This is a genomic window from Anabaena sp. AL93 (genome assembly GCF_001672085.1).
GTDB classification, from domain to species: domain Bacteria; phylum Cyanobacteriota; class Cyanobacteriia; order Cyanobacteriales; family Nostocaceae; genus Dolichospermum; species Dolichospermum heterosporum.
Window position 1 is genome coordinate 38203 of the sequence record NZ_LJOU01000047.1, and the last position, 6000, is coordinate 44202.

The window sequence follows — 6000 nt, forward strand, 5'->3', positions numbered from 1 at the left end:
AGAGTTTATCAGTGGTAGTGACTATCAACTAAGTTCAGCCGCAGGTTATTACAACTCCTACAATACAGCCAATAACACAGCGAATATTGCCACCAAAATTATCAAGATTAACGTTGATGGTTGGAGTGATAAATATATCCGTGTACCAGTGGGAATTGCTGGCGATTTGCCTGCATTACTCCGGGTTGTTTCTCAAGGTGAAGCGAAACTATTAAATGACAGCAACAAAAATAACTTTAATGAATTGAGTACGGGAACATATTCACCTTCACAAACATGGGTGTCACAAACTGGCGGCACAACTCCTACTGGTGAGTATGTAGGTTATTACTGGGATCAAGCTACTGTTTATTATGATCAACTTACCTCAGCATTTGGGGCGTATACTAATACTTATGACCGTGGTATTGACAATGATAATACGACGATAGTTCGCTGGGGAGTTAGTTATGATAGCAATGGTAAACGTTTGTATTCTATTAATGACGGTAGGACAGGTGGTAATGTAGCACAGACATTGCAGAATCCTGCTTGGAGAGTTCAGAGTTCAGTTAATAATAATGATATAAATGGTGTTGTGATCTCTGCACCCACAGAATATGTCTCTACTACTCGTCTAATTAATAACAGAAATCAAGTTGCAACATACACACAATTAGTGGGTCAAATTGAGGAAAAACTTTTTGACGTAGGTATTAAAGTCACCCAGATTCAATTTAATGTTAATACAGAGAGAGGTTCTGAAGAACCTTGGTATCGAGTTTGGGCAAAAATTAACAGTGAAGAGAATTTTAAAGAGTGGACATGGAACGATTCGGCCCGTACGGATAATCTTAATGATATACTCATATCCAAGTCAGATCTAAAATATAATGCCACTTACCGGTTATTCTGGGAATTCCGTGAAGATGATGGTGATGGTAATTGGGTTGTCAGTAGTAATGACACTATTATTGGTACCTATGACAGTAATATTGTGACTATTCCCCAAAGCACCACTTCTTATAGTCGCCAGGTTTCCAGTAGTACTAGTTGGGACAGTAGTTGGGGAAAACTATCTTATTCCATTGATGTCAATTCATCCTGGAGGAAAACTAGCGATAAATATGAAACATTTAATGACTATAAATACAATTGGGAATCTGTTTACAAACCCATTTATGACACCCGGTTACAAACTTCTTGGCAATGGGTAACAAATATCCAAGATATTTACGATAACCGTCCCCGTTACGAAACTCGTGATATTCAAGTCAAGAGCGTTTCCATAGACACCCAGACTAAATGGCGTACTGATAACATTACAGAAAATCAAACCATTTGGGTAACAGAACGTCAAACCTCAAATGACCAAACGGCTTACGGTCAATTTGCTGGTGACTCTATTAGTGCAGCTAACGGTATTACCATTGATGCCACAGGTAACATCAGCATCACAGGTAAACTGGCCGCTAACGGGACAACAGGTAACATTAATATCAGCAGTTTGGGTCAAGTTAATATCCAAGGTAAACTCCCCACAGGCAGCAATACAAGTAATACCTTAGCTGCACCTAGCTATATTTATGCCAAAAATGACCTGAATGTTACAGGTACAAGTGTTTCCGTCCTTGATTCCAGCGAATTATATGCGATTAACAATACTGGTAAAGTTACTATCACCAGTACCTCATCCACCGGTGACATCAACTTTGCCGGTGCAATTAATGCCGGAACAACGGCTACATCTGGAACTCAAATCCAATTAAATGCAGGTAATGACCTCATTATTAAGGGCATACTGAATGCAGGTAATGGAATTACTGGTTTGGCTGGTAATAATGGAGGTAACGGTAATATCACAGGTGATGTTAATACTTATATCGCCACAGGGACAAACGGCAATATTACCTTAACTGGGGGAACAACATCGGGTAATAAGATTGACTTACCTTCTGGTTTATTAACTACCGGAACCCTCAATTTAACTGCATCTCAGGGCAGCATTAACAACTATTTGGTTACTAATGGAGTAATTCAAAATGGTTTAATTAGTGCTACTACCATGAACCTCAATGCTAAATCTGGTATTAGTGCTAACCTAACAGCCACAACTTTGAATGTTACGAATAGCAGTATTGGCAATATTGACCTAGTTGTGGATCGGAAATCAACTACCGATGTTCAAGCCACAATTACCACCGCTAACGGCAATATTGACATTGATTCTGTGAACGGTATTCGGTTATTAAATGTCACTGCGTTAGGTTCAGGTAACGACATTAATATTACAGCTAGTGGTACTGTTACCGTTGATAAACTCAAAGCGGCTGATCTTCTTTACATCCAAGTTAGCAACCTCAGCTTTGAAGTTGGTGGCACAGGTAACGTAGATATTGACAACATTGGTAATCTTAACCTCACTGCCGGTCAAGTTGGCAATGGTAACTTTACCCTCAACAATAGCGGGACATTAACTGCAACCTTAGTTCAATCAACTACCAACTCTCAGGCGCATACCTTCAATTTAACTTCCTCTGGTAACATGACCATTGGCAAGATAGACGCTGGAGTTTATAGTGATTACGACGGTAGCGGTAACTTAATCTCCTACAGTCAGATTAACCTGACTGCGAATAATGGCGGTGACATACTTGCACTCAACTCTAATGATAATATTGCTGAATTAGTCGCTGTTAAAGCTAACCTTACCGCCACAGCTACAGGTAGTGATATTGGTTTGTTAGAAGTTGATTTATCGGAAATTACCGCCACTGCTGATGGAACTATCAACATTGAAGGTATCGGTAAATTAGCATCGGGCGCGAATCGCACCTTAAATGTGCCGAGTATGACATCTAACGCAGGTAGTATTTATCTATCCAATTTAGGCACGTTAAGCACTAACTCTGGTTTAAGCGTTCCCACTAGCTCAGGAACTATCCAATTAGTCAGTAAACAAGATGATTTGGTCATTGATCCTGCTGGTAGCGATAAAACCCTGAGCGCCAATACTTTAATTCTTCAAGCTACCCAAACCTTAGATATTGACTCAACCATTACCCTAGATGCTATTAACCTCACCCTTAATGGCGAAGGTGGTGTGCGTCTACCCATCATCAAGACAAATGATCTCACCTTTGAAGTAGGTTCAGATAACATCATCATTTCGCCTGAATCCTTTGCTAATCTGACTGCTAAGACTCCTGGTGGAGAAACTATCATTAATTTAGTGGCACGAGGTAACTTACAAAGCTCTGGTACTTATGCAGGTTATTATCAGTATCGAGATATCTACACCAACACGACCTATTATCTCGATAGCGCTGATATTTCCCAAGCTACTGTTTATAACACCGCTCTAACGGCTCTCACACAAGCACAAAAAGATAGTCTCACCTTAGCAGCCGTATTAAGTACCATTTCTTCCCAAGAACGGGAAACCCAAAGCGGTATGTATGCTTACTTCGATGACACTGACAATAATAATGTCTTCGATGGTAGTGAACGAGTTTATTATAAAGAATCTCCCGATAGCAGCACAGTTTATAGTCGTCAAATCAATCAATCTGGAAACTATAGTTCTGGTTACTATGCTTACTCTGTCACCGAAAATATAGCAGGTCAAGTTCCTGTTAATAAAATTATCTATACTACCGAGTCTGACTATAATGTAGTCGCACAAAACCCTAATTATACTGACGTACAAATCTTCTTTACCGCAGTTAGTAATGGCTTGAACCTGAAAGCGAAAACAGTCAGTAAGCTAGCCGGTAGTATTGAATTAGCACAACCTGTCGGCGAATTACAGGATAACACTACTAGCAGATTTAACGTCACTGCAACTAACCTCATCCTCAACGCCCAAAAAGACTTAGGTAATATCAACTTCCAGCAAATGTTAGCTACTGCTAATTATGTGGAAATTAGCACGGGTGCTGATTTAGTCTTTAATGGTTCACCTAGCACATCTCAACTGGTTGTTGGTTCTACGGGTTACTATAATGGCAATAGCCTTATTGGTGGTAGTGTCACCACGGCTGAGGGTACAACCTTAAATGCGGGGACGATTGAAGTTACAGCCCTGAAAAATATTGATATTGACACAAACTCAACTAACCTGACAGCCACAGCAATGGGTAACGGTTACATCCGAGTTGACTCCACTGGGACTCTGACTCTCAATCAAGTTCAAACTGATGGAAGTGTGACTCTCACAGGTACAGGAATCTTCGGAGGTAACAACTCACGAGATATTCAAGCTAATGCTGTTAGTTTGACTTCTAGTAGTGGTATTGGTAGTAGTAGCAATAGTCTACAAATGACTGCTAATAGCCTGACTGTTCCCAGTGGTAGCGGTGCTGTGTATGTGGATAATTACGGTGCATTGAGTGTTAATGGAGTTAGTTTGAACAGTGGTAATCTTAATATTGCTACCCATAGTCCTTTGACAATTAGCGGAAGTATCATCACATCTGGTACCATTACCTTGAATGCAGGAGAATCTGCTAGTAGTGGCGATGATTTGACCATTAACAGCGATATTCAAGGTAGTAGCATCATTTTAACCGCAGGAGACAATTTCACACTGAACAACGCTTCAATTAAGGCTTCTGGTGCAGTCCAAATTACTGTAGACCAAGGTACAACAGATGTGGGCGTTGGTAGTACAGTCGGAATTTACGGTTATATCACTTCTACAGGCGTAACCATCAACACAGGTAACGATAACGATACCATCAATTTAGGCAGTTCTAGTTCTCCTTACAGTGGCGCGACAGGAACATTTACTGTTAATGGTGGTAGTGGCACAAATGCCCTCAATATTGATAATAGTGGCGATACAGTTGGTCGTTCTGCCACCGTAAGTTCAACCCAAATCGTCGGTTTGGGTGCAACTATTAACTACAGTCAATTTCAGGACATTAACATTAAATTTGGTTCTGGTAATGATGTGATCAATCCCAATTCAAGCGTTACTGCAAACTTAGTAGTTGATGGTAATACTGGTTATGATGTCATTGGCCAAGACTATTCCACCCGCACAGATAACCTTAACCTGACAATTGATTTAGTTAACTTTATCTCCAGTGGTGGTTTCGACTCTCAAGACTTTGAAGAATACGGTATTATCTTAGGCTCTGGTAATGATACTGTCACCTTAATTAATCCCAGTGTCAGCAATATTGGTGGTAACTTAAACTTCAGTATTAAAGGTAATGCAGGTAGCGATAACTTAAATCTCGACTACTCTAGTAATACCAGTGGTTATAACCAAAATGTGACGGTAAATAATACCTACGTTGACGGATTTGGTTTAAGTAGTCGTCTGCAATATAGCACCATTGAAGCTTTAGCTGTTCAACTCGGTTCTGGTGCAGATACTATTAATCTCACTAATAACTTTACTGCTGGTACATTAGACTTCAACACCGGCAGTGGTAATGATGCACTCACTCTCATAAGTAATTCAGGTCAAACAAACTTGTATACAGAAGCGGGTGCTGATACAGTCCGCGTTAAGACTATTAGTGGTGCAACAACAGTAAGTTCAGGTACAGAAGACGATAATATCCAGATTTATAACGACAGTAGCACGGTAGATGATATTGCTGCTTCATTAACAATTAGTGGAGATGCTGGAACTGATACCATCACTGTTAATGATTCTAGTGATACCAAAGATAATACAGGCATATTAACCAGCACCAATGTGACTGGGTTAGATATGGCTGGAAGTATTACCTACAGCAATGCGGAAACTCTGAATATTAACTTAGGTTCAGGTGCAGACGACTTCACCATTAATAGTACCCAGACTGGACAAACCAATCTGAATACTAATGCGGGTGCTGATACAGTCCGCATTAAGACCATCAGTGGTGCAACAAACGTTTCCACTGGTACAGAAGACGATAATATCCAGATTTCTAACGACAGCAACACGGTAGATACTATTGCTGCTTCATTAACAATTAGTGGGGATGGGGGAACTGATACCATCACTGTTAATGATTCTAG

The 6000-nt window shown here is 40.2% G+C and carries 1 protein-coding gene (only partly in view); it reads left to right on the top strand.

The window, feature by feature from the left end:
• Nucleotides 1-6000: part of a DUF4347 domain-containing protein coding region (locus AN486_RS13740; protein ID WP_290601097.1), annotated on the top strand (this coding region is incomplete at its 3' end). 22973 nt of the annotated region lie to the left of the window's left edge; the window shows 6000 of its 28973 annotated nt.